The following is a 26,144-nucleotide window of genomic DNA, read 5'->3' as shown; positions in this document are numbered from 1 at the left end:
TTCTTTTTCAACATAAATAACTATTTATACTCTATTATTTTCATGGGCGCCGCCCGTTTTCGGCGCCACAGATAGGTCAGCATTCCAATAACATTGGGCAGTTTGGACAAGGTAAGCAGAACGGACTGACGCAGCGCAGACTGGCGCGATAGCCCGTCGCGCATGAGCCCCTTAGAGGTTCGCAGGTACGAAAGGATATAGACGACCAACACCGCCAGCGTGATCCAGATGGAGAGGGCAAGCCCGAGCAAAGCGACGATTGGAAGGAACGCACCAAAGAACCAGACGCGCTTGCGTTCGCGCGTGAAATACTCGCGATGCAGATCGCCGACCTGTGCGAACCCATGCCCGGTGCGCACCGCACGCTTCCACCATTGCGAAAACCGGGTCATCTCAGCGTCGTGGCGGGTCATATTCAGCGGCAGGCGCTCGATTTTCCAGCCAGCCTTACGAATGCGCAAACAGAATTCATCATCCTCGGCCGCAATAACTGTATCATCAAATCCACCCACGCCGTCAAAGGCCTGAACCCGCACCATCATGTCGCCGCCGCAGGTCAGAATCGAACCCGCAGGGCGGTGCCATTCGAAATCACACAGCGCATTATAGACGCTCGCGTCAGGATGGATTTCCGCCCGCCAACCGGTGACGATCCCCAAGTCGGGGTTGACAACCAACGCATCGGACGCCGCCTGGACCCACCCGGTTACAATTGCGCAGTCTCCGTCGATGAACTGAACAAAATCCAGCGGCTTGCCCAGCGCCTTCAACGCCGCATAGCCCGCGTTGCGGGCCCGTGCCGCGGTGAATGGGCGGGACAGGTCAAGCTCGACCACTTGTGCGCCTGCTTTGGTCGCCTGGTACACGCTGTCATCCGAAGAATTCGAGTCCACATAGACAACGGCGGCTACACCTTCAGGCACCGACGCTAGACAGCGAACTAGCCGTTCGCCCTCATTCCGACCAATCAGTACCAGACCAATTGAAGGTTTTTCACCGTTCATCTGGAAGCTCCTGATCTGTCATGTTGATAAGCTTAGCCAAACGGCTGGCTTCGGTCTTCTGATTGAACTCTGCGGTTACCTTGACCCGGCCTTCCTGTCCCATTCGAGTACGCAAATCAGAATCGCTCAAAAGGTCTCGCAGCCGTGCAGTAAGAGCATCGACATTACCAGGCGGAACAAGGTAGCCGCTGACCCCATCCTCGACCAGTTCAGAAATGCCACCAACGCGCGTGGCAAGCACAGGCAGACCGCTGGCCATCGCCTCCATCAGCGTCACCGGAACACCTTCGGCGAAACTAGGCAGAACCAGCACATCGGCTTCAGACAGCATATCGGCCACCTTGCTTTGCGAAAGGTATCCCGCAAACTTCACAACCGAACTGAGCCCGAGCGCATGTGTCCGCGCCTCAAGATCGCCGCGTTCTGGCCCATCACCAATCAACGTGACGCGCAGGTCCGGGACGTCCGGCGCCAAACGCGACAGCGCTTCCAGAAGAACCGGAACGCCTTTTACGCCCGCCAGCCGGCCAATAAAGAGAAGATGCGGGCGCGAGCGTTCAGACGTGCCTTGGCTTAAGTATTTCTCAGGGGTTATGCCACAGTGAACGATTTTCAACTTATCCCAATGCTGCGGATCTGAAAAAACCATGCACTGACTGCGGCAGAAATCGCTAATACAGGCAACAAACTTAGACTCTCGGATTTTTGCGTCGATCCGCCAGTGTTTTGGCTCGAAAAAAACGTCCGGCCCATGGATTGTGAAGCTGAACGGTATGCCACTGATGCGGCTGGTCAGCATGGCCACCGTACAAGTAGCCGTAGCGATGTGGTTGTGAAGGTGACGTACGTTCCGGCGAGCCAAATGGTCCGCCAGCACAGCGGCTTCGGCAAAATAGAAGAGCTGATACAAAAGACCTTTCAAACCGGCGGGACGCGTCCTAAGGGCCAGCCCTAGTGAAGCAAAATACCGTCCCGGGGCCTTCACAAGCGCCTTTAGATGGCACCCGATCAGGCGCAGCGGTGATTTCGCAGCAGCAATGACATAAAACGTTTTCTCGAACTCTGCTTGTTGTTCAAGGCCTACATGATGCTCGACGCCCGTTTTGCGGATCGAGCAGGTTTCAACCTCGATCCCTTGATCCCGCAACGCAAAAATCTCTCGCTGAATGAACGTGTCGGTGGCACGCGGATACTCTCCAGTCAAATAGGCGATGGGTTGAGGCGTGCTCATTGCTTCGACCCTTCGGGCAGCGATTGTGTCATCAGCTCAGCAAACGGTTTTTGTTTTGCGATATCAAAATGCTCATGCAGGCGGGTCGTCTCAAACCGCAGCGGTTTCATGCGCGCATGCAATGTGGCCGAGCGCAATAGCCCGGGCAATTTTGTACCAACGACGGGTACCTTCTCCAACACTCTGCCAAAGGCGTCCAACAGACGCCAACTGACCGGAACCACGAAGCGCGGCCATCCTCCTTTGCGCAGCGCAGCAATATATCCGGCTCGATCAGGTCGGTCATCATCGATCACATTAATCACCTCGACACCGTCGGCAGGGGTTGCCGCGGCTTGCACCAAAACTTGCGCAGTATGACTGACGTAGCTAACCGGAACCTCCCCGCGGCGTTCCATTTCCAGCAGCACAGGCCCGACCGGATACCCAAGATGCCCGTTCCAAAGATGCCCCGGTCCAAACACCGCCCCGGGGCGTAAGACCCACAAGTCAAATCCTGCGGCCTTAGCAGCTGTACGTACCTGCTGTTCCTGTTGCAATTTCAGCCAGCAATAGGCATCACGCGACTGTGGCGCGGATTCAAGCGGGCTTTCTTCGTTCAGCACAGCCCCCGGAGGCAACTGTTTACCATCATAGACTGATAGCGAACTGACCAATACCAAACGCGGCGCAGGCGTGCATGCCACCATCGCAGAGAGTACCGATCCGGTAATGGCCTTGGTTTCCACGACCTGGCGATCAGCCGGCCCACTCATTTTCGCCGCCGCGTGAATAATCGCGACACAACCCGACAACTGTTTCGCCAAAACGTCAGCCGCGTCTGGTCCGGCAAGATTCACCTCGACGACCTCAATGCCATGATCACTATCCCAGAATTGAGGAGCAGTTGCTGTATTGCGGACTACGGCGATCACTTCATAACCCGCTGCGCGGGCCGACTCGACGGTTTGACGACCGATGAAACCCCCTGCACCGGTTATACAAATCTTAAGACTTTTCATGACGCTATCACCAGACGTATGCCCTTGTGGCGTCTTTGCCTCAATTCAATTCCAATATCCACGTCACCAATCAACCTGACAAAATCAAAACAACTCAACCCTCTGCCTAAACGGGGAATTTGTCTATTTCGAGGGTTTTATAGAGTGAATCTACATTTATTCGAATGGCCGCGACCAGATTTTTCCCTCGCCTCTGAAAATTGCGCTTCAATGCCAAAAAGTTGTGCTCTTGCAGTCGCAAGCGACTCTTTTGCATAGAGACATTGAGCGCGGACCGAGTTGAAACGTTGATCCAGACTAATCCCATGCTGCCGCAGCGGTACTTGATGTGGAGTTGTTTCACCTAGGTGTCGGTAGTGGAAGAGGCGATGCTAAGACGCCTTATCAGGATGCCGCGTTGATTGCCCTATGCTACGCTGAATGTCTAACGGCGTGAGACTTCGAAAATTGGCCTGATCGCTACCATCAACCCGCGCTACAGTTGTTTGAGAACTTTGCCGCAATCCGCGTTTATTCTGAGTTGCGCGATGACGCAGAACAGGACTGTCCGCCCAAGGGCGCACATCAACGTGTGTCCAGAAATCTCGCTGATCCAAATACGGATTCCGAGGCTTGCAATTAGATGCTTCACCTTACTGAGCAAAACCCGAACGACGTCAAACTCGGCTCTCCCCAATAGGATTTTCTCTGAATCAGAACAATTGAGAGGAGTTACGGGATCACTGGGTGGGTTTAGCAAACCCAGCATCAAGGAAACGACGACGGTACCTGCGTCGCGGATAGATCAAACCTTGCGAAGTATGCTGATGAACCGGTTTCTGCCCACACTCTGGCCAGCTTGGTAGTCACCGTTCTCAGCGGCACAGATGAGCTGACAAGCCTCTTTTCAGATGCGAGCGTGGTTCAGGTCTCTGCCAAAACGATATGTCGGGAATCAATTTGTTTGGATAGCGTGTCAGTGGAAACATTCGTCATATGCACAATCCGCAGAAGCTACCCACTGCCACGTAGATGGCAACGGCAGCTCCTAATGAAGCGCGGGAAATTATCGCAACAACACTCAATGCGCCTCCTGTCATCAAACCAGCCAGTATTGATCAGACGATCATCGCACTTTTAGTCTCCCTAAACGTCAGAATACGCATAGAGTCATGCCGCAGGATGAGATAAAAATTAAATTGTGGTACGTAACTTTCCCTCCGCCGGGTACGTTAAAACCAGCGCCCCTGACGGAACGTGGAGGCGCCCTGAAAAAACGGGGTAACTTCGACACAGTCGGTAAGAAATCATGGTGGTCGTAAAGAAATTTCAGCAATGTGCCGCCAAAAGAGGGTACTCGTTTCTACAGCTACGACATTCAGTATCCTTCAGCAGGGATGAAAGAGTTTGGATATGAAATCAATCTACACGTTGCTTGCTTCGGTCTTGATTAGCCTTCTGGCCATACCAGCAATTGCACAGGAATACCGGTTTCAACCGGGGGACACTTTGCGAATTGAAGTGTTGGAAGACGAGACTCTGAACCGTGACATCCTTGTAGCTCCAGATGGACAGATTAACCTGCCACTGGCTGGTAACTTGCGGGCCGGTGGCCGGACGGCCGAACAAGTGCGCTCTGAATTGGCGGACCGGCTGGCACCAAACTTCGCTTCACCCCCAAATGTCTTTGTTTCACTAGCCACGCTTAACGTTCCGGTTCCACCACTGCCTGACGAGACTATCAACGTTTATGTCATTGGCGAAGCAGGCTCACCCGGCCGTCATTCACCTGTTCGAGGTACGACCCTTTTGCAATTTTTTGGTGAAATGGGCGGCTTCTCTCGCTTTGCTGCGACAAAGAGGGTTATGCTACGTCGGACGGACAATTCGGGACAGGAAAGGGTGTATCAGTTCAACTATGATGCGATGCTGGACGGAACAGGTACCGGTGGGGCCACAAGACTGGTGGATGGTGATGTCATCGTGATCCCGCAACGTCGTCTGTTCGAATAAACCGGAAAGTATCTGACTCTTGAACTGCAATCATGTCCAACATGCCCTGCTAGTCGGTGCCACTTGTGTCGTGGCACTTTCAAGCAATAGAGCTATTGCACAATCTGTTGAATTGGACCCGGGCGGCACGCAGTACGAGTTTGGCATCGGCCAACGGGTCGAATCCGGTCGAAACCTTGGCCTGGATGTACCCGAAGAAGGACAGGGTACAATCCTATCGACCCTTTTGTCCTTTGGCATATCCAGCGAAACTCCGGTTCAAAGTTTCAGTTTAGATGCGGTTACCGCTCTACGTTGGTCCGACCTTCCGGACCAGGGCAGCGAATTCGACATCGGGGATTCAATATTTGATCTCGACTACGGCCGCGAAAGCGCCAATGCTGGCCTAGATCTTGGTCTGGATTTCTCAAGCTATGACATTGGGTTTCTGAGATCTTTACGAGATTTTGTCGATGAGGATGGTGTCATTGACCTCCCTCCGGATTTCGACGACCTGACAGGTGATGGGACACGGAGAGAATACGCGCTTGCCTTCCAAATGGACTTTGGACGTCAGGATTTGGTGAACTATTTTTTTCGATTTGATACGCTGAATATCGATTACATCGATCAGACCAATCCCGATCTTTTCGATGAATCCACCATCAGTGCTACCGCTGGAATAGGATTTCTCATTTCCCCCCGCACCACTGCTAGCATAGACTTTTTCGCTGAGCAGTTTGACCAAGACGATCCCGATGAAACCGATCGGCGGACTTGGGAAGTAGTTTTTGGACTGTCGCAGGAAATCAACGAAGCAAATCGGTTTGACGTTACTCTAGGCTACACGGATATTAACGAACAGCGCGAAATCTCGGGCGACATTCTGGAAAGCGGCATTATCGGCAGCATCAATGCAGAGAGAGATCTGCCCAATGGCAACGTCTTTTTCACGGCTGAATCCGAACTCGGCACCGCTGGACGACTGAACCGCGTGCGTGTCGGGCGCAGTCGCGACGTGGCAAACGGTAGCTTCAGCGCGAATTTGGGCGTCGCCGTTACCGGCGATGGAAAAACCGAACCGATTGGTAGCATCTCTTATGTGCAGGAATTTGGTGAGGATGAGGTGCGAGTGTTCTTTGATCGCAACGTCGTCAACACAACCGATGACGTTTTTCGTGACGAATACATCTTAGACGTCGGCTACATCTTCGGACTTGGGCCGTCTTCACGCCTCGGGCTCGGAGCGACGCATATCCTGGGCGACGACACGGCGGTTGACCCGCGCACCCAGCGAACGGACTTGAATGCTGTGTACAGTTATGAGCTGGAGTCCCAATGGGTTATCAATACCGGCCTAAACTATCGAGTTCGTGACGAAGACGGGCTTGGGCGAGCCGAAAGCCCTCTTGCCTTTTTCTCGATCGGGCGCAACTTTGCATGGCGCCCTTAAGTTTGGCAAATTCCTTTCCGAGTTTCGCTTAACAAGCTGCCGCTAGACCTGGGCGCAGAATTTGCAACTGGTGTGGCGCGCACTACCGCTAGACCCAAAGCGAGACACCGCAACAGTTTGGAATTTGCCGCTTTCAGACCAATTTGGCGACCCCCACGCCATCCGCAATAAGTACGGCAGATCAGAACGATTTGACCCCGCCAATGTGCCGGATGCGACGTTTAACGAAGCGGTAATTGTCAATCCCGGAACAAAAAAAGTGGCGACGTGCCAGTTTAAAATGGGGCTATTGGGGTTGAGCCATGCCGCGCCTTGGCCGTGCCCCTCACAAGGCTAACGATTGCCAAGTTGCACTGGCTGCAGGTCAGTTCTGATCAGTTCGTTGTACGGGATTTGCGGCGTTTGAACAGACGAGAGCGTTCGCCGTTCATCTCAAGATTGTGGACATGGTGAGAGAGCCTACGGAAGACGGCCCCTGTTTGGCTCTCGGTGCCCAAAGTTCCCGTCCATTCGTCGAATTGGCTGCAGGATGGTGGGGTGCCTTTTATATTCAACGCGTCGCGGCGGGAAAGGTTTGCGATAGCAAAGTCCCGTGTGACGAACCGGGCGGAATACAACGAGGCACACCGCCTTCGTGGCGATGTGCGGTCTCGTTTGCCAAGAGCGCGATGTCTGGATGGTACGTCGCACGCAACGCCCATATCGACATGATCGCCGAGAAAGGTCGTAGAACTGGAAGAAGGCCGCCGGCTATGGCCAACGGCCACGCGGCGAGGCCCAGATCGGGCGCTACAAACAAGTTAACGGATCAGAGCTGCGCAGCCGCAATTTGGAGACCAAGACAACCGAAACCGAGATCGCTGTCAAAATTCTCAACCGCATGGCTCATCTCGGTCATGCGACCCATGAACGTGTCTCACAATGAACCGGAGAAAGGAACAAATGCAGCCCAAACGCTATTCGGTCAACGCGGTTCTGTCCCGCCTAAATTTTTGCGTCAGAATCTCTCAGAGGATAGCGGTTGATATGATAGTATCTAGGCTAGGCTTTGTTCATTGATTTGACTTAAATATTTTCGCCAAAGGTCTAAGGAGGCGCAATTGTGACGACACGACGCAATGTGCTTGCAGGTAGTCTGGCAACGGTCGCGTTGTCCGGATGCGGCTGGCGCGGACCCGATCGTGATGTCAGCGCCGAGGGCTTACCCGCTGTTCCGGTGGATATCCACAATCACATTTTCAACGCCACCGACGTACCCATCCCCGGATTTCTGGAACAGGTGCTGCTCCGTGACCCTGAAACCCCAGTCCCGGGGGGACCCTCAGTGGTGCGATCGCTGGTTGGTTTGATTGTCGACATCGTGTTGGCCGCACAGCGTACACCAACTGCGTCGCAGGAGCTTGGGGACATCGAAGGACTGGAGCGCCTAGTGATGCGCGATGGCGGCGATCTGTTGACAGAAGACCGAAGCGCCGTTGAAACGGGCTTACGCGTACTCGAGGACAAAGTGGATGCGGCCGGGCGCAGGCGACAAGGGGCGTTTTCTACCACGGGTACTATGCCAGACGAAACCGGTGATGAAGAGTTGTTTTCACTGTTGGCGGCGGAGACGAATGTCGCCGTGAACCCGGTTGGACTGGCTGGCAACGTTCGCGAGGCTGGGCGCGAAGGAGAACAGGCGCGCCAGATGGCCGATGCGATCTATCGCGACGAGACCATCCGCGAAGCACCCACTTTTAAAACGCTTTCAAAACGCACCAATCCGGATCAGAGTTTGGCGCAAACACTGCTTTGGGCAGGGCTGCTGACGCGCAGCCGCGTGGATATACTTGGCGAGTTAATCCGCCTCTACGCACACCAAAGCGTCAATGCTGATCCCAACGAACCCACTGGGTCAAACGGGATTAAAGTGTTCTCTCCATCGCTTGTTGATTTCACATATTGGCTTCGATCGGGGCAAGACCGCGATCCCGATCTCACTGGGCGTGACATTACTGACCAGCTCACGCTTTTGTCGAAAATGTCCAAACTGGAACGCGGTGCCCTTTTGCTGCCGTTTGCTCCTTTTTGCCCACTGCGGGCCGCTTATTACAGGAGAAACGGCAACCCGAACTGGTTGCGGACCATGCAGAACGCCGTCGAGGGTCAGGGTTTTGCGGGCATCAAGCTTTATCCACCCATGGGATTTCTTCCACTGGGCAACGAAGAATTTGACAAGCCAGGCGCACGAAGGCCTCGAGCCATGACAGACCTTGGTATCAAGGGCGCTGAGATCGATACCGAATTGCGTGCTCTTTACGATTGGTGCGCCGCCGAAGATGTTCCGATCAAGACGCATGGCAACAACTCGTTGGGGGCGGATGCTTGCACCGGGCAGAATGCCTCGGCTGCAAACTGGCGCCCAGTACTGGAGACCCGGGCTTGGCGCAATCTTCGCATCAACATTGCCCATTTCGGCGGGTTTGACGAGGAACGGTTTGAGGGTGATGACGGTTGCCCGACCGAAACAGAGGCTTACGAACGGCAGGCTGCCGCACTGATCGCGAAACATGAAAATCTCTATGCTGATCTGGGCTATTGGACCGACGTGACTGGTAGTAACCGGGACAGATCCACGGCGGTCACAAGATTGCTGGATGCACTTCTGCGGCAGGAAGGTAAGCTGAAGCACCGGCTGATGTATGGCTCTGACTGGACGATGCTGGGCCGCGAGGACCAACATGCAAGCTATTACGACGATGTGCGAATTGCATTGAGCAAAACCATTCTGAGTGAAGATGAACAGGTCGCAATTCTGGGGTCCAACGCATTGAGGTATCTGGGGCTGGACCGCCGGGGCAAACAGTATGATCGGCTGACGCAATTCTTCAAGAATGCCCCACAATACGCGACGGTCATCTCGCTGATACGACCATCTTCGAACCTGGCGGCACTGGCCCGCGACGCATTCGGGCAGCGCTGACCATTCGGTGGGTGTTGACGGATAAGGCACCTTTTTCAGGAATTTTCCAGATCAGCAGAAGACTGTGCTAGGATAGGGCAATTTTTCGGTGTCTGCACTTCCTGCCTGGATCCGGGCCGCACGCTTAGCGCCGAACGCTACAGTGTGGCCCGTGTGCAGTCTCAGGTCAGGTTGACGTTTCCCGAGCTAAGAAATTTTCGCCTTTTGACAGAATTAAATTGGAGTAATTGAAATGAAACTTAGTCTTCTCAAACAATTTCTCTGCACCGCGCTGCCCTGTTTCGCTTTGTCGGTACCTGTCAATGCGCAAACAGTTTTTCTGGACCAGGGAGCTGACTGGACACCGGAAAGCCGTGAGACATTCTATACTCAGGATCAAGGATCGCGCCTAATTCCACTGGCCTGGATCGACGCGTTGACTATACCAAGCGGAGAGCCCTTCTTGCACGACGGCCTGGCGCGCTATGGTTATCTTGCCAATCCCAACGGGATCGATCCGCGCATTCCCGTGGGCTTTACAGTCGCCGGATCGCCAGATCATCTTGGCATGACATGCTCAGCCTGCCACACGCGTCAAATCGAGGTCAACGGGACCCCCTACCGTGTCGATGGCGGGCCGGGGATCGTCGACTTCCAGAGCTTTCTTGCCGACCTCAATGCAGCGATGGCCGCCGCGCTTGCAAATGACAGCTCGTTCACCGCCTTTGCAGATGCAGTTCTTGGCGCAGGCGCGACAGACACTGCCAAGGCCGAACTGCGTGTCGCTGCCGAGCTGTGGCACCTGAGGTTTGACACGATCATAAGCCGGTCGCTACCGGACCCGGCCTGGGGTCCATCGCGGCTGGACGCGGTGTCGATGATTTTCAACCGCGTTGCCGGTTTGGATATGGGCGAGCCGCCAGATTATATCATCGCCGAAAATATAGCTGTCGCGGATGCGCCCACTCGCTATCCGTTTCTATGGAACGCGGCGCGGCAGGATCGGACTCAATGGCCTGGTTTTGCCGAGAATGGAACCGACCTGCTGGGGTTGGCGCGTAATCTTGGTGAAGTTTACGGCGTGTTTGGAATTTTTCACCCCGAATTTCAATCTGGTGCGTTTCGACTCAATCGGAACTACGTGAAGGTTAACTCTGCCAATTTCGACGGCCTGCGCCGTCTTGAAGATCTTATCTGGAAAATTGGCCCGCCCAAATGGCCGTGGGAGTTGAACCGTGGTCTTGCAGAACAAGGCAAAGAGGTTTTCGACCGCGACCCCGAAAACGGAGGGTGCAAGGAGTGTCACGGGATTAAACGCGGCGACCGGCTGTGGACATGGGCGACGCCGGTTCAAGATGTGGGCACCGATACGGCCGAGTGTCGCATTCTGGCGCGTACCGTGGATACTGGTGTAATGAACGGGGCACGAATTCCGGTAATCGGCGTGGACCTTGGCGCGCGCGCAAGCGCTTTCGATCTGCTGAGCGCTTCGGTAATCGGCGCGATCATTCAAGATATCCTTAGCGTCGGAGATCAGTCGACGGTAGCACTGACGGCGGAACCTGAGTTGCCATCAGGCGTCGTGGATGAGCTAAAGGGCGCGTTCCGTCTGGACAATCCTAACGCTTTGACCGCCGGAGGCTGCGCCTATGAGGCCCGCGTTCTCGAAGGTATCTGGGCCGCCGCGCCTTACCTGCACAATGGCTCTGTCGCCACGCTGGATGATCTTCTGAAACCGCCTGACCAACGGCGGGCGTCATTCAAGATCGGCCCCAATTACGATATTGAGGCAGTGGGTCTGTCGGTCGAGCAGGATCGTTTCGACTATGAGCTTCAAACCACCGATTGCAACGATCTTGGCAGCGGCAACAGCAATTGCGGCCATGAATACGGTACCGATCTGACTGATGATGATCGCCGCGCACTGCTGGAATACTTGAAGTCGCTGTAGCGTGTACCTAATCGCCAGGTGTTGAGTTTGTCCCTTCCGATGTCGCGCCATCGGAAGGTGATTGGACTATGCCCTGTTGCTGCAGCCAATCGGTTATACCGCTCATCCGCACGGCGCGGTTTTCGGTCCATTCCTCAATCTGACCATCGTTGAACCCATAGTGATGCAGGCCAACCAATACTCCGTTCGCATTGAACACCGGCGAGCCGGATGAACCACCTGCGGTATCGCATGTATGGCTGAAATCCGTTTCGTTTGCCCGACCATCAACCGGTAGCGCCATCACAGTGCAGTTGATGAAGGAAATCTGCTTTTCGTTGCCACCGGGATGCTGGATGATCGCCAGTTCCTCAGATATCGCCGCATCTGTGGCCACTGGATCGATGCTGTAAAAGCCGAACGTATCGCCAGGAGTTCCATCCAGCCGGATCAGGCTGGCGTCGAGCTCAAAATTCACCAGCACTTCTTTCACTTCGGCACAGTCGAATTGCTGACCCAGTCGAAGGCGGTTATCAGCGGTTCGTTCGTATCCGAAGACCGCAATTGCGCTGCGGCAGGTAGCGGCGTCCGCCACGCAGTGCTGGTTTGTCAGAAGGTGGTCCCGGTTGATAAGGGTCCCGGTACAGCTGCGTGGTTTGCCACCCAGGAAAAAGGAAAGTTTGGCCACCGGCGCGCCCAAGTCGCGAATATATTGCGGCACGGCCGCGTCATTAATATGCGCGGTTTCATCCTCACCGCCCCAGATCGAATAAAGCGTTCCTGTTTCTGTCTCGATCGCCATTTCCTCAATCATCAATGACAGACCGTCAGGCCGTGTGTCCGAAAACAACGAGATGACGACCCGCCCGCCAGGGAACATACCGGTCCAACGCCCATTGGTTCCGATATCGGCAATGTCGTAGGACCGCCCGACGCCGTCCTCGCCATCCACTTCGATTACCGCCGGCAACTCTGTGCCTTCGACCACGCGAAGAAACAACCGTATCGATTTCGCACCGACTTTGGAAAAGTCACTGCGCCACCAAATCGGACCATTGTCCCGAAAATCGTCACCGGTGATATTTACAGACAGATCAAGTACGCGGCCATCCACATGTGGTTCAATTGCCTGTTCCTGCGCCACTGCGGCGCCACAGGTTAGCACCAGACTGAGGGCAGCCAGTTTCACTCTAACAGTGCCGAAGTGTAGTCCACGACGTCTCCCAAACGGAAATCGATCTCATCTCCACCACGCGGCTTGATTTTCCCTTGATGACTCAGAGTGTTCAGGTTGCAGCCGTCGACCCGCCGGAGTGGCTGATACCTGTTGTCCAAAGTGTCGCCCACATAATTGTCGTTCACGTACAGGATATATCTGTCGCGATTGGGCACATAGATCATTCGCCGGATCGAACCCCAGGCGTATTTCGTGACATCGCCACTGGCTTGTAGGCATTGGATGTGATCAACTGGAATCGCCTTGAGGCTGCCCTTGTAGGAGACTGGCCCGTTTTCTTGCTCGACAACGATCTGAGTGTCCACAACGTTGATGGCCCGACTTACGTTCAGGCGACCGGATTTCATCTTGCTCTGCAGGCCAAGGAAATGATCGGCGGTGTATATCAACCGATCCTTGACGATTTTGGGGGCAAGCTTTTGCTCGATCAGATCAGGGTAAAGGAATTCAGCCGCCGAAAAAATAAGCGATGCGGCTGCCGTTACCTGAGGAGCAGCCTGGGAGGTTCCGGACATGCGGCCCAATCTGTCGCCGGGAATGGTGCTGAGTACGTTGTCGGCGATTGCACCAATGTGAAACTCGCTGTTGTAATTTGAGCCTTTGGTCTGATCCCGCTGCCAAAGCGAAGGGTTGCTTGGATCGCGGTCAAGCCCAACAACTGTAAGAACGTTGTCGAGCTGATGCATGCAAGCCGGAAAAATCCGGCAATCTTCGCTGACATCTTTGTTTTCATTCCCGGCCGCTGCCACCACAAGCATAGTACTGTCCAACGTGGCGATTTGGTCGCGCAGAAAGTCGCTGCTGCCAACTTCTCGGTCAAAACCCCAGCTCATATTGGCTATACGCACGCCCTGGAATGCGTTGCTCTGTAGTTGTTGGATGACATTCAGGATGTCCGCGGGCGAAGTGAACTCGCGGTTAATCGACCCAAAAATAACATTGGCTTCCGGATTAAGACCGACGATTCCACGCTGGTTCATAGGCGCGGAAATCAGGCCAACCACATGCAAACTGTGATCCCGGATTGGATGTGGGGCAGCCTCGATCTCGCCACAAGTGTTGACCCCCTCTGGCAGAGCGTCCAATGTCAGATCGCAGTGGGTCCCCGCGCCGTCAGCATCGAGCACCAGAATACCAACATTGCCGCGATACTCTTCTGGTAGTTCCTCCTGTTCGGCGAATGGATGCTGGATAAGACGGAACAGTTCAACCTGCTGATCAAACAGCGGCTCATCTCGCACACCAAAATCGCTGGCTCCGCCGATGCTGACGATGTTGCGTTCTAGCGATTGGATCGCCAAATCCGTGCGTGAAATGTCAGGCGCATGGCTTTCAAGTGTCAACCCGGACTGTTTTGCACTGGGACCAGCGAATTCCGTTTCATTCTTGGGTTGCTCATCTCCCATTTTGCTGAGCAGATCAAAATATCGCGACTGCTCTTCTGGGCGCAACGGAACTTGAACCGAAAGCCCTGCCACCGGCAAGACCACTGTCTGTGATGTTGATCGGGTTTTTTTACCATAGAGTTGCGGATTCAATCGCTCGACTAGTGATTGGCAATCCGTCTCCCAGACCGAACAATCCACCATGTGACTCGGCGTATATTGTGTGGGCACCCAGTCCGAGGGCACTTGGGTTTTGGTCAGTAAGGTGTAGGATGAGAAGTCGTAGTCCGGAATACGCACTTTCAAATCCGGATGACCCCTGAACCGCCATCTTGATGGCGAGCTTTCCAAACCGCCTACATGGGCTGACAGGTCGAGTAGCTGTTTTTCACTGACCGGATAGCGTTCGCGGCTGCAGATATGTGTATTGAGATCGCACAATACGTTGTCCAGATTTTGCGGAAAGTACGCTCCAAAAAACACGCCTTCCTGCCGCATCAAACGTTCTAAAAACAACCCTTCGGGGTTTGGAACCTCACGTGTGGCCAGATTGCCTGTGTTGTAAAGTGTCTGATAAAGAAGCGATATTTCGGCTGCTATTTTTACTTCGTCCCCCGGCGACGAACGCCAGTCAAGTTCCGCCAAAGGACGAGCCGTGACGATTTCTGCTAGTGCCGGCGTTCCTGCAGTGGCCAGAGCAATCATCAGAACGCGTAACATTTTCTACCTCCTCAAGGAGCAACAAAACTAAGGTCCAGCGAGAAACGGGCATCTGCAAAGCCATGCACCATGACGGATGCGACGCTGGCATTCATCGGAACATCAACGTCGCAAACTTCTTCAGGCCCGTCGGCGAACGGTCGACAGTCAAACTCGCTGAGCGCCGCAAGCGCGTCGAATTTAAGATAGAGATCGGGATCTCCTTCGCCCGACTGGCGCACGACAAAGCGTGTCCCTCCCACAACGTCAAATGGGCCAAACCTGACACTTTCGTCTCGCGCAACCGTTACCGGCCCCTCAGTGAGCGTCGTGGGCTGTCCTGACCCGCCCAGCACGGCAGGTGTGCAAATCGTGGTGTCGATGACAAATCCAGGCGCGGGTCCGTAGAGGCAGGCAATCCCGTTCATGTCAGAATGTGTGAGCGTCAGCGAGAAATCCCCCTGACCGTTGCAATGCGGGTAATGCATAACCGACAACGCGTCGTAGTCTGTAACTTCGCGCCAGTCCTGATCTTCGAAACAGGTTCCGGCATCGGGGCGTGTATGTTCGTGCCGGAAGCCCAACACATGACCAAGCTCGTGTCGCAGAATGCCTCGTAGTGTCAGTGCTCCGTTGGGATCGAGCGTAAACGAGCTTGGATCCATTGCGACCGTGCGTCCCGACCTCACCTCGTTCGGGAAGAAGGCGACGGCCAAAAACTGACCGCCGAAATCGAACGGGCTCACGTCGAACAGGACATTGTTGTTCGAGGGCGTACAGGAACTGTCTTCGGTAGCCACGTGAATGAAGTCGATATCCGCCGCTGCTTCCCAAGCAGCTGTAGCACCTGCCATTTCCGCGACCATCGCGGAATAGTTGGGGCCGAAACCTGTATCAACACAGTAGGTCAGCGCCCGTTTCTGCGCATTACTCCACAGCAGATCGAGCCCGCCTTCTTGCGCCACGATAAGCTCTGGCACTTGGTCCCCTGTTGGTGGCACGACCAGAACATTTGCTTCGAAAAATTCACGCAGACGCTTTTCCCCTCGGATCGGGACATCGCCGTTAACGACCCACAAGTTGAGATTCTCGAAATGCGGGATCTGGGCTTTGAACTCTTCAAAACTCATTCCTGCAAATTGCTGGCGCGCTTCTTCGGCCAACTCACCCGAGGTGGCCCTACCCTCTTCGGGTGAAACCGCTTGCGCATAGGCAGGTCCAACAATCAGGCAGGATAAAACAGAATATAAAAATACACGCATACTTAACCTCCGCAAATAGTAGAGGATGACTTGCCTGGATGAATAATAATAGTGCAGGCCTCTTTCTACAGTATATCACAAACCTTGGGTTGAGTCGTCCTTTGCCATGAATCCTCAACCCCACTACTGGCTCCCTACGCTCTGTGATGCGTTGAAATGGAAGTTAATTGCTCAATGCTCCGGAGGTTTCCACGGAAATCAATACGGTCCCGTCTTCCGCATCAAACCGGATTTCATAGCAATACTGATCCTCAACCGGAGCCTGACGGGGCAGAAAAAACCTCCGCGGCGCATCACCCGTCTGGCTGTTGAACGGTGTAGCGGGAAAGAACCCTATTCGAGCGCGCACTTGGTTCTCTAGCGCGGCGACCGAGAGATTTGCGTTTTGAGACCTTTGCGGATCAAACATGTCGACAACCAAAACTGCCCGCGCCGATGGATCGGGCGGGGCTTGGACACAGATCTCGGTCGTGTCACCCGGCCCTAACCGCAGTTTCTCGGCTTTATCGCCTTGCGCGAGCCAAAGCGCGGTTCCTGCAAGCAACAATCCAATCGCAGTAATCATCAGGCGCATTCAGGGTCAGACAATCGCAAGCTCCACTTCTTGCACCGAGACAGCCGACGCCTCGGCCGAGCCTTGCAGGGGCACCGGAACAAGTTGCACCGAAATACTGTCACCGGACAATGCTCCTTCGGCGTCAAGTCGGCGTAGTGCGCCTGTCAGGTCAACGGCAACCGATCTGTTCATGTCCATGCCATCATGGGTCTTGGTCGGCCCAAAGAACCCAACAGATGTCACGAAGTTGGGGTTGCCCACGGCCTGCGTATCGGCTCCGGCCTCTGGCAGGTTCACGAAGACCCGCAATTGTGTGCCATCGTTAGTCGGCAGGAGTCCTCGCAGAAACGCGTATACCCGCTTTTCTTGGGCGCCAGCTGCTGTCAGAGCGTTGCTTGCATTCGGGTCGATCGCGGCGTTGAGCCGTTGCGCATTAGCACTAAGCTGAACGTTGGCAGATTGGCCGGGGTCAATTGTGGCTTCAACCTCCTGCACCTCGCGCTGTACCAGTCCGGTCGCCGATCCCGGTGCACCATAGAGGTTGGCAAGATAGAGGTACCGCCCCGGATCGATGGGATCGACAACAGGTGGCGGCTCCAACCCGTAGGTATAGCCCAGTGGAACCACCTCAAGCAGTTCATTGACCGTATCGGTATAGCTGTTGCCGTCAGGATCAAAGAAATTGTCTGTAAACGGCATGTCCAACCAAAGTTGATCGCTGCTGTTGGCATTGCCGTTTGCGTTCCATTGATCCCAGATTCGGTCAATGTTGCAGTGATGCATTTGGAATATCGGGTCCTGGGGTGAAGCGCCAGAACACATGAACGGCCCCAACACGATGCAATGCACGTTATTGTGTGGGTTACTTTCCAACTCGCCCTGCGTTCCATTCATCATGATCCACATTGGCGAGGTATCGACCTGGCCGGCCGGACGAGATGAGCCGAATTCCTCGAAGGTCTGGCTTCCATAGATTGTGTCCATGACGTCTTGTCCGGTGATATCCTCACCGAGTTCATCTCCGGTGCCAAGATTCCGGCCTTCCACGAACAATGGGTTAGGCTGACCATCAAATTCGGCGTCACCAAAGGCAGCCGGGAATCCGGGGTTCGCGGTCCAGTCCCAATAGGGCATCGCGAAATCGGTGTTTCCGGTCAATGCCCGAGCGGCCTGTTCGTACATGCGGATGTAACTGCGATGCCATGGAAGGAAATACCAGTTCCCGTGCGGACACAGGTTGAACCCCACTGTGAAATCTCCGTGGATATTGGCAAAACCTTCCCAACTCACATTTTGACCGTCCCGCGTTGGGTCCTTCATCATGGTTACGAAACTGCGCAGGGTAACTAGGTCAGGATCGTCAAGATCCATATCCGCAAGGCTGCGCCGTAACGGTGTCCCCGTCTGCGCCGCTGCCCGCAAGCCGGGCAACGTACCCGAGAAAACTACCGCGCCATAGGCGGCGGTGCGTGCTAGAAAAACTCTGCGCTTCATGGTCAATCTCCTCGTTGAAAATTCTCTATTCTTCCCTCGCGTCTTATCCGGCCGCATCGGCTATGAAATAGCATTGGGTAGATCGCCGACTGAGGCGGTGCCTGACGAGATAGAATTTGAACAATTCAACTGTCTGGACGGAACGGGTCAGCCCCGATCTTACTTGTGAAAACCGCGTAAATTACACGGCCACTAGTTTCTCGCCGCCGACGAATTCAAAGACTTATCAATCTCAATCGGCTGCAACCGGCAGTTACTCATCGATATGATACCACACGCACCAGTTACCTGGCCAAGGTTTTCTCGCTGCACGGTTTGTCGGGTTAGTTGGGCAGTGGCCCATGCCCGCTTACGCCATTGTGTGCAATGGAAGGCCGATACGCAGTTATTCGTAGGGGGGACTGCGACTTTGCGAGCGTGCTGCCAAGGCTACGCGCTCAAGCCCAGGCAGGCGATAGTTAACCGAAGGTGAGGCACAGGAGAAAGGCGCCGTTGAGCAATACGAGGTTGTTGGCGACGAAACTGCCCTGTTGTTTTCGATAAATTTCGCGGAATTCGATCTAAGGTCTAACTACTACATTCAGATACACGGGACCGAGAGTGACGCACCATCCAAACACCGCGTCCTCGTCAAAACAGACCGCCAAAATCGCCACGCAGGCGGAGCGCCTTGTTGTATTCCGCCCAGTTCTTCATACGAGATTTTGCTTTTGCAAACCTATCCCGCCGCGACGCATTGAAATTGAAAGGCACCCCAGCGCCCCGCAGTCCAATCGAAGGACCAGCCACGCGTCGGAAACGATTTGTGCGACACGCTCGATCGGATCGTCGCTCAGTAACCTGATGGGTTCTTCATTTGCCAGTTCCAAGCTGTTCTACAAACATCGACTAAATCTTTCTCAGCCCTCCATCCCAGCAATTTTTGTGCTTTGGTTACTTTGGCAAAACTGCGCGCCACGTCACCTTCGCGTTTTCCTTTGATTTTGAAGGGGATTTCTCTGTTTGATGCTTCTTCGAAGGCTTTCACCATTTCAAGAACCGTAACGCCTTTTCCGGTCCCGACGTTGATTGCTTCACATCCTCGGTTATCGAGAGCAAACTTAACTGCCTGGATATGGGCTACCGCCAGATCATCGATATGGATGTAATCACGTTCGCCCGTGCCATCCCGCGTTTCATAGTCGTTGCCAAAAATGCTGAGTTCCTTGAGGCGGCCAACAGCAACCTGAGAGATGTAGGGCAGGAGATTGTTGGGAATGTTGCGCGGATCTTCCCCGATTTCGCCAGATTCATCCGCTCCAACCGGATTAAAGTAACGCAACAGAACAGCGCTCGCGTCTGATTGTGAAGCAACCCAGTCGCGTATGATTTCCTCGATAAAGTACTTTGTACGACCATATGGGTTGGTAGGGTTTAGCGGATGATCTTCGTCATAGGGGAGGTACTGTGCCTCGCCATAAACAGTAGCTGAGGATGAGAAGACAATTTTTTTGCAACCGAAACGCTGCATGCAATCAAGAAGGCCGATGCTGCCGGAAACATTCTGGTCGTAGTAAAGGAGTGGTTTTTCGTTGGATTCTCCAACCGCCTTCAATCCTGCAAAGTGAATGACCGCATCGGGGCGAAACGAGTCAAAGACCGAGTCAAGCACGTTGGGTTCGCGATAGTCGCCGACATGGGTCTCAAAGTTCGAATTGCTAAGTTTTTGAACCCGGCGCAACGCTTCAGGAGAGCTGTTGGAGAAGTTATCTAATGCCATTACGGCATTTCTGCCATCTTGCAACAGCTTTAACAGAGTATGGCTTCCGATATACCCAGCGCCGCCGGTCAAAAGTACACGCATTCTACCTGCTTCCTTGTCGCTTTGTCTTGCCAGAGAGGTTTCTGAGCCCCAAACGTCCATACACTAACGTATTTGTATCCGCCACAAATTGGTTTGAGCTGGGAGCGGACGACATGTCCATTGTCATCGCACTAGAGGGTTATTGTCTGACGTCTGCGCCACTGAGACTGTTTAGGTCGATTTGATTAGAAAGGGTTTCTGGCACATCGTGACCGCCCAAGTTGCTGTTAATCAAACTGGCCAGCTCATCCCGCACGTTGGCATCCTGCGCGTGGATATCCGCCCCGTCCAGCATGTACAGAGAAACGCCGCTTAACATGATGGTCTGGTTTTTGGAGGGAACTGCGAAAACCACTAAACCGCTCGCCTCAGTGATCTCAAGCGTGTCGGCACCGATCCAGACGAAGAAAATCGGGTCGCTGGTCGGGTCGAAATCATTGATGACAATGTTGCTGCCCGAAGCCCATGTCACCACGACATCGACGTTTTCCTTGGTAATGGCCGGATTGTCGAACCCACCCCCAGACCCGTGCGCGGGAGGCGTCGGATCAGGCCTTTCTGGGGTTCAAACCTCTCGATTCTGTAGTTTCTCCAGCTGGCGGGACAATTGCCGTGCCAATTCCATTCACGCATTGCTGAAAGAAATTTGCGGAAGAAACGTTAACAGGCAAAGGTTTGCAAGAATGCCTGGCTTCCCAACGTAAAAAAAGCCATCCCGAATGCAGTGCTCATTATTTTGATATTTTGCACACTTCTATAATTTTGCTTTTTTGCCCTCCCCTCTACCAACCTCCTGCACCTCAACTATTGCCTACTCAAATTGCTCACAAAGTTGGTTCACCAAGGCTTCCGCATCCGCCAGCGCCAGTTCACGCCCCTTGATTTTTAGCCGCAATTCACCGGATGCCACTTCTGCCAAAACCTCTCCTCCACCTTTCAATGGTCTCTTTGGGAGGCGTAGAACTTCTGTCGGGCGACCACCTCGGCTTTTGCCTTGAGATGCTTCCGACGAGTCACTCATTGCTTTTTCAAGGATACCCCATTCGGCCTTAGCATCCAGTGGACCTACTCCTGCCAAAGCGTCGCGAAGTACCGCTTGCGCCCCACTTCGAATGGCCGATGCCAGCTTTAGGCCCGCCTTCTCTGACAAGGCGACCGGGTGCTGGAGAAGATCGCCTAGGCTTTCATGGACCATTGCAAAGCTTCGGACCTTTGAACGCTTTGCTTTTGACGCAGCAGCGAACAGCACATCAACAGCCGCTTCAGTCGACGGGAAAACCCCCTGCCCTGCCGCCAGAACGGCTATGCGTCCTCTCTCATACGGCGTGAGATTGGCGCGCAGCTCGTTTTCTTCGACCATGGAGACATAGGCGCCCTGCCCCGTCCCCGCGTTGCGAACAAAAGCTGGGATTTCGGCGAACCGAGAATCCGTACCCGCCAGCCGTCGGAACGCTTCAAGCCGTCGAAATCCCGAAATCAGACCGAAGCCATCCCCTTCGGGAGTAACTTCGATCGGTGTTCTCAGCCCATTGACGCGAAGGGATTCCAGGAGCTCTGCCATGGCTTCTTCATCTTCGACCATGCGGTCACGTCGGATGAAATCTGCGTCTATCTGGTCAAGTGGCAGCATCTGGGCCACCAACCCGGCCTCTTGTGCATCCCGCCACCGTGCAGCATCGCCCTGGTCCCGAGCCAGCGCAACACGGTCTGTGACAGCGGCCATCCCTCCAAGCGATGCTGCCTCGGCTGCGACTTGGGCGATGGGTGGCGGAGCGGATTTGGTCTCAAACGGGCTAACTGAGGGTTTCGCCGCGAAACCGGCCTCCAACTGTTCAAGCGCCTCTGTATCTGGTGCAATCAGTCTTCTACGTTTTGCCATCTGCCTGTCCTCCCATCTGCGCATCGCGCCACCAGCAACCGATCAGAACTTCTTTGAATTCGGCATAGGTTCTGTCGAAAGTCTCACGTCCGCGCACATATGTCTCTCGGTTGAAGTCGCGATAATCCGCTTCGTAAATGCCGTTCACTTGCTCACCAGCCTGCCCGACCAGCGCTGTATAGTCTTGCCTGTAGGCATTCATGAAATCCCCGAAATATGCCTGAATGACATTTGCCATATCGGTCTGCTGGCTCGCGTCAAACCGCGTGATGATCGCGCGTACTACATCCCATTCGAACTTCAGTTCCGGTAAACCCGCCGCACGTTGCGCAGCGTTCTCACCATCTTCGATACTGGCGAAAGTCGTGTAGAGCATATCAAAGAAACGACCGGTGGAATCGAATTCCAGGAACGAGGCCCCCAGCGGCACCAACAAAATGTCGGCCGCAGCCAACGCATTTATCGTTAGGTACCCAAGAGCAGGAGGCGTATCGAGGAAGACAACGTCATAGTCATTCAAAACGCCTTCATCCTGAAGGAAGTTCGTCAGACCGTCCCACAAAGGCCAGCTTCTCAGGCCCATACGCCAGACGGGGATCTGGAACTCGGCCCAATATAGGTTCAGCTGCGCGCCGATCAGGTCGATATTGGGCCAGTGCGTTTTTTGAATCACGTCCTGAGGTGTGGTTTTCAAAGCCTCCTGCAGGGTTTCATCCAGAGGAATTTCGGGTTGCGCCGCAGCCGATCGGACGCGATTTTCCTCCTGCACCGCGCGCGCATAGTCTTTAGCGACCAGAGGGAAGACAGTTTGCCACTCATCAGCAACCTGGCCTCCGAGTATGGACGTCATCGAACCTTGGCTATCCAGGTCGATAACCAACACCTTATACCCATCCAAGGCTGCGGACATCGCCAGATGCGCGGCAGTGGACGTTTTGCCAACACCTCCCTTGAAATTGGCTACGGCCACGACCTTGGCTGGCAGGCCTTCGGGTCGGTAGGGCAGGTATTCTTTGGTGCTTACACCTTCCGCCGCAAAGTGCTTACGCAGCGTTAGTACATCTTCAAGGGTGAACCACTTAGAGCCCGCCTCACCTTCGCCTTGTGGCAAATCTGGGTTCGCTTTTAAAACACGTCGCAGATGAGCCGGTGCAACCGGAATCAGATATTTTGTTATTTCCCAGATTGAAAATCGGCGCAGTCGCTTTTCGCCATCCGGCGCATATCCTCTACGGGCAAGGTCCTCGCGTCCTTTTGCACAGAAAGCCGCTGCTTTTGCGAATCGAGATGTACCGATAGGATTGGGCAACTTCGTCGCTGCGATTTCCGGATCGAGGTTCAGATATGGGGGCAGGGGAGGTTGGTTTGTTTTACTCACTGTCGATGCCTTAGAAAATGTTCGTCTTTGCGACGTATATTGGGAAATGTAGCGAACATTGTTGGAGATGACTATCCTCTTCCGGTGTTTTTTCCACAGTCGATTACAGCAAGAGGCGGTTTCGTGGCGAAACTAAACATAATGAATGGAAATCAGCACAAAAAACGTTTTATTTTTTTAGATGTTTTAGAATCTTTACTGTGGAAGAACTTAATAAAAACAATGTAATAGATATACTTGAGTATCCAAATACGGTTCCAAAAGAACCATTTTACGGGATCATGGGTATCCGTTTACAGGACACCAGGCGCCCAAGATCAGGAAGTAGGGGACTGATTCTCGGGATACTGAAAATCCACGAAAAACAGACACTATTTCGAAGTGATTTCTCGCTGAGGACCGGGGGCGAAGTCGGGATCGGACTCGGATTGATTCAATTTCTGTGGATAACTTGCGTGCGTGATTCTTAAGGTACCTGAATACGGGATTGCCTTCATCCCGTGTTTGGGTACCCAAAAACTATTGAAGTAAAGGTACCTTTTGTGTCAGGGTTTTTGCAAAATGAGCAGCCGGGCAGAATCATGCCGGATACACAATTGAACATGGATCAGCTTTCGGGCGCATTGCGTCGAGAGACTGTTAAGAAGAATGTCGCAGCGATACATATCAGCGGCAAACTTTCTCTGCTGCAGAGAAAGCTTTCGAATGTTTTGTTGATGAACGCCTATGATGCACTGACGACCGCGCAGACCCACACGATTGATGCGCGGACGCTTGCTATGATGGTCGGGTACAATTCAAACGACTTTGACACTCTGCGTGCCAGCCTGCGGGCATTGGCGGAAACAGTCGCGGAATGGGACATGCTGGATGAGCAGGGGCGCCAGGAATGGGGCGTCTCATCCCTGCTGAGTTTTGCCAAACTGAAGGGGGGAGTTTGCGAGTATTCATACTCACCCGCGCTGGCGCAAAAACTGTACGATCCGAAGATCTATGCGCTGATCAACGTGCAGATTCAGCGAAATTTCAGTTCCGGGCATGGGCTTGCTTTGTATGAAAACTGCTACCGATTTGTGCGGACAGGGTCGACTGGTTGGTGGTCCCTGGACGTGTTCCGAAAGCTCATGGGTGTTGATGGCAGTGATTATTACGCCAGTTTCAAACACCTCAACGCAAAGATCATCAAACCAGCAGTCACGGAGGTGAACAAAAGCTCGGATATTTTGATCGAGCCCGAGTTTCAAAAGAAGGGTAGAACCGTCACTGACATTCGTTTTCTAATCAAAGGTAATCCGCAAAAAGCGATGTTCGAGATCGACGATAGTGATGGGGTGCGCAATCTCGCCGTGTACAAAACTCTGAGGAAGCAGGGTGTGTCAGATCGCTTAGCGCGGCAATGGATCGCGGAGCACGGCGAAGACTATGTCCAGAAGAAGCTCGATTACGTAAAAGGGCAGGGCGGTGTAAAATCGACTGTCGGATACTTGTCGGCTGCTCTGCGGGATGACTACGAAGATCCGAAGGACATTCCAACACCCGAGCCTAGTCCAGAAGCCATCGAGGCAGCGCGTAAACGGGTTGCGGAAAAAGCCTCAGAAGAAAAGGCATATGCTGCCCGAACAGCCGAAAGGCAGGCAAGGGCACGCAAGCTTGCCATCGTAGAAGACCTGGTTTCGCGGCGAAACCCTACACAGCGAGATGCAGACAAGCGGTTGTTCTTAGCGGGTTTGGACAATGATCTCGACCGAGAGCATTTTCGATCTCATGGCTGGCGCTCGGGCTTGAACGCCATGGCGATCTTCGAGTTTTGGGAAGACCTGGAGCCAGAAGCGTTCGCTGTTTGACGCGCTGACGTGATGTTCCTGACTGAAAGAAAAGCTGCCACCGAACTCGCGGCTGATGCCTTCAGTACTGCAAACTAGCGGAAGTGAAAGTATCTGGGCGTGAATTCAACTTTGCAGATCATGAGTACCACCTTGCTTTCGTCTGGTGTTGTTGTCACTGAAGTGAATGTCTCCAACCACAAATTCTGTCGAGTGTGTCTTTTGTTGGAACGATGGTTCTTTCCCACGACCTCACTCAGATGTTTCCCCGTCACCCTCTTGTTTGGGATTGGGCCGCCTAAGCCAATCAGCATATTTTCTTTGGCTTTGATACTTGCTGTGTTCGCTCCGCTCATACCGACACAAACTGTCGCGCAAGATCACTGCGTTCAATCAATTGAGCGACGAGTTCTTGAGGGTAGGTTTGTTTCGACGCTCTGAATGCATGAAACCCAGCGTATCGTCGTGTTTGTCCATAGCTCTGTAGAGAGTGACCCGCGCACCTTCGAAGGAGGCCATGAGTTGGCTTTCGACCAGTTGGGACTGAAGGTTCACCACATACTAAAACCAAACGGGGCAAATTCACAAAAAATGGCAATATCAGAGACTCTGCTGCAATGCGCAAAAAGAGTAAAAAAGTACCATAAAGTTGCTTTCCATTTTATTTTTGGGCATTTGAAGGTTCTGTTGCATAGTTTTTGTTGAGTGCAATTGGGTTCTGTTGAATCTTTCGCAAACTCTTGGCTGTTTACGACGTCAGATGCTGCGGGTGAACGACTTTCGGTATAGTCAGTTGAAAGTCAGTTCATGATTTCCTTCGAAGGCACGCAACGTCCCGAGGCTGTGATCCTGTTCTCGGTGTTTTTCTATGTCCGATTTAGTGTCTCTTACCAGGATCTGGAAGAAATCATAGCTGAGTGCCGTGTTTCAGTGGACCACACCTCTCTAAACCGATGGCCAACACGGTATTCTGGTGCAATCGCTGAGGCAGCACGTCGCCGCAAAGGGCCATGTATTCGTTCGTGAAGAATGGACGAAACGTACACCTAAGTTAAAG

17 protein-coding genes and 1 pseudogene are annotated in these 26,144 nt (G+C 53.7%); 6 read left to right on the top strand and 12 right to left on the bottom strand.

Going from position 1 to position 26,144, the window contains the following annotated elements; all coding sequences use genetic code 11:
• Positions 1–20: 20 nt before the first annotated feature.
• The 3 genes from ACR0I8_RS21020 to ACR0I8_RS21010 are packed head-to-tail and all read right to left on the bottom strand — an operon-like array spanning position 21 to position 3,236.
• Entirely contained in the window at positions 21–1,004 is a 984-nt protein-coding gene (locus tag ACR0I8_RS21020) for a glycosyltransferase (protein ID WP_170692517.1), read from the bottom strand.
• Positions 994–2,235 (bottom strand): glycosyltransferase family 4 protein, encoded by a 1,242-nt coding sequence (locus ACR0I8_RS21015; RefSeq protein ID WP_170692520.1) that lies wholly within the window; start codon positions 2,233–2,235, stop codon positions 994–996. The genes ACR0I8_RS21020 and ACR0I8_RS21015 overlap by 11 nt, the downstream gene beginning before the upstream one ends.
• Complete coding sequence (locus ACR0I8_RS21010) at positions 2,232–3,236, bottom strand: NAD-dependent epimerase/dehydratase family protein (RefSeq protein WP_170692523.1); 1,005 nt, start codon at positions 3,234–3,236, stop codon at positions 2,232–2,234. The genes ACR0I8_RS21015 and ACR0I8_RS21010 overlap by 4 nt, the downstream gene beginning before the upstream one ends.
• 1,392 nt (positions 3,237–4,628) lie before the next feature.
• On the opposite strand from ACR0I8_RS21010, the gene ACR0I8_RS21005 reads away from it, so the two are divergent.
• The 4 genes from ACR0I8_RS21005 to ACR0I8_RS20990 all read left to right on the top strand — a co-directional run bounded on the left by ACR0I8_RS21005 (position 4,629) and on the right by ACR0I8_RS20990 (position 11,552).
• The gene (locus tag ACR0I8_RS21005; RefSeq protein ID WP_170380713.1) at positions 4,629–5,228 is read left to right on the top strand and encodes a polysaccharide biosynthesis/export family protein; all 600 of its coding nucleotides are present in this window, start codon (positions 4,629–4,631) and stop codon (positions 5,226–5,228) included.
• Between the two features lie 70 nt (positions 5,229–5,298).
• The gene (locus tag ACR0I8_RS21000) at positions 5,299–6,660 is read left to right on the top strand and encodes a hypothetical protein (RefSeq protein ID WP_170692526.1); all 1,362 of its coding nucleotides are present in this window, start codon (positions 5,299–5,301) and stop codon (positions 6,658–6,660) included.
• 1,102 nt (positions 6,661–7,762) lie between these two features.
• Positions 7,763–9,622: an amidohydrolase family protein gene (locus ACR0I8_RS20995; RefSeq protein ID WP_480703599.1), complete on the top strand. Its 1,860-nt coding sequence runs from the start codon at positions 7,763–7,765 to the stop codon at positions 9,620–9,622.
• A 232-nt stretch (positions 9,623–9,854) separates the two neighbouring features.
• Positions 9,855–11,552, top strand: a complete 1,698-nt coding sequence (locus ACR0I8_RS20990; RefSeq protein ID WP_480703597.1) for a di-heme-cytochrome C peroxidase — start codon at positions 9,855–9,857, stop codon at positions 11,550–11,552.
• A 7-nt stretch (positions 11,553–11,559) separates the two neighbouring features.
• Here ACR0I8_RS20990 and ACR0I8_RS20985 read toward each other — a convergent pair whose 3' ends face one another.
• From ACR0I8_RS20985 to ACR0I8_RS20945, 9 genes are all read right to left on the bottom strand, one after another.
• Positions 11,560–12,720, bottom strand: coding sequence for a S1 family peptidase (locus ACR0I8_RS20985; protein ID WP_170692533.1), 1,161 nt, complete (start codon positions 12,718–12,720; stop codon positions 11,560–11,562).
• The gene (locus ACR0I8_RS20980) at positions 12,717–14,873 is read right to left on the bottom strand and encodes a S8 family serine peptidase (RefSeq protein ID WP_170692536.1); all 2,157 of its coding nucleotides are present in this window, start codon (positions 14,871–14,873) and stop codon (positions 12,717–12,719) included. The genes ACR0I8_RS20985 and ACR0I8_RS20980 overlap by 4 nt, the downstream gene beginning before the upstream one ends.
• 11 nt (positions 14,874–14,884) lie before the next feature.
• Positions 14,885–16,114 carry a matrixin family metalloprotease gene (locus ACR0I8_RS20975; RefSeq protein ID WP_170692539.1) on the bottom strand — a complete coding sequence of 410 codons (1,230 nt, stop codon included), beginning with the start codon at positions 16,112–16,114 and terminating at the stop codon, positions 14,885–14,887.
• Positions 16,115–16,277: 163 nt separating this feature from the next.
• Positions 16,278–16,688 (bottom strand): hypothetical protein, encoded by a 411-nt coding sequence (locus tag ACR0I8_RS20970; RefSeq protein WP_170692542.1) that lies wholly within the window; start codon positions 16,686–16,688, stop codon positions 16,278–16,280.
• Positions 16,689–16,694: 6 nt separating this feature from the next.
• On the bottom strand, positions 16,695–18,164 hold the full coding sequence (locus ACR0I8_RS20965; protein ID WP_170692544.1) for a tyrosinase family protein: 1,470 nt from the start codon (positions 18,162–18,164) through the stop codon (positions 16,695–16,697).
• Between the two features lie 832 nt (positions 18,165–18,996).
• Positions 18,997–20,007, bottom strand: a complete 1,011-nt coding sequence (gene galE, locus ACR0I8_RS20960) for a UDP-glucose 4-epimerase GalE (RefSeq protein ID WP_170692547.1) — start codon at positions 20,005–20,007, stop codon at positions 18,997–18,999.
• A 139-nt stretch (positions 20,008–20,146) separates the two neighbouring features.
• A complete protein-coding gene (locus tag ACR0I8_RS20955; protein ID WP_480703594.1) occupies positions 20,147–20,482 on the bottom strand; it encodes a hypothetical protein in 336 nt (111 codons plus the stop codon).
• Between the two features lie 336 nt (positions 20,483–20,818).
• Complete coding sequence (locus tag ACR0I8_RS20950; RefSeq protein ID WP_170692552.1) at positions 20,819–21,886, bottom strand: ParB N-terminal domain-containing protein; 1,068 nt, start codon at positions 21,884–21,886, stop codon at positions 20,819–20,821.
• Positions 21,873–23,264 (bottom strand): AAA family ATPase, encoded by a 1,392-nt coding sequence (locus ACR0I8_RS20945; protein ID WP_170556065.1) that lies wholly within the window; start codon positions 23,262–23,264, stop codon positions 21,873–21,875. The genes ACR0I8_RS20950 and ACR0I8_RS20945 overlap by 14 nt, the downstream gene beginning before the upstream one ends.
• A gap of 581 nt (positions 23,265–23,845) precedes the next feature.
• On the opposite strand from ACR0I8_RS20945, the gene ACR0I8_RS20940 reads away from it, so the two are divergent.
• Both ACR0I8_RS20940 and ACR0I8_RS20935 read left to right on the top strand, forming a co-directional pair.
• A complete protein-coding gene (locus tag ACR0I8_RS20940) occupies positions 23,846–25,108 on the top strand; it encodes a replication initiation protein (protein WP_170692555.1) in 1,263 nt (420 codons plus the stop codon).
• A 786-nt stretch (positions 25,109–25,894) separates the two neighbouring features.
• Positions 25,895–26,110: pseudogene (locus tag ACR0I8_RS20935) on the top strand (IS6 family transposase); the annotation flags it as partial.
• Positions 26,111–26,144: the final 34 nt, after the last annotated feature.

The organism is Ruegeria sp. BG9, assembly GCF_056538305.1.
This window is presented reverse-complemented; position numbering and strand designations above follow the sequence as displayed.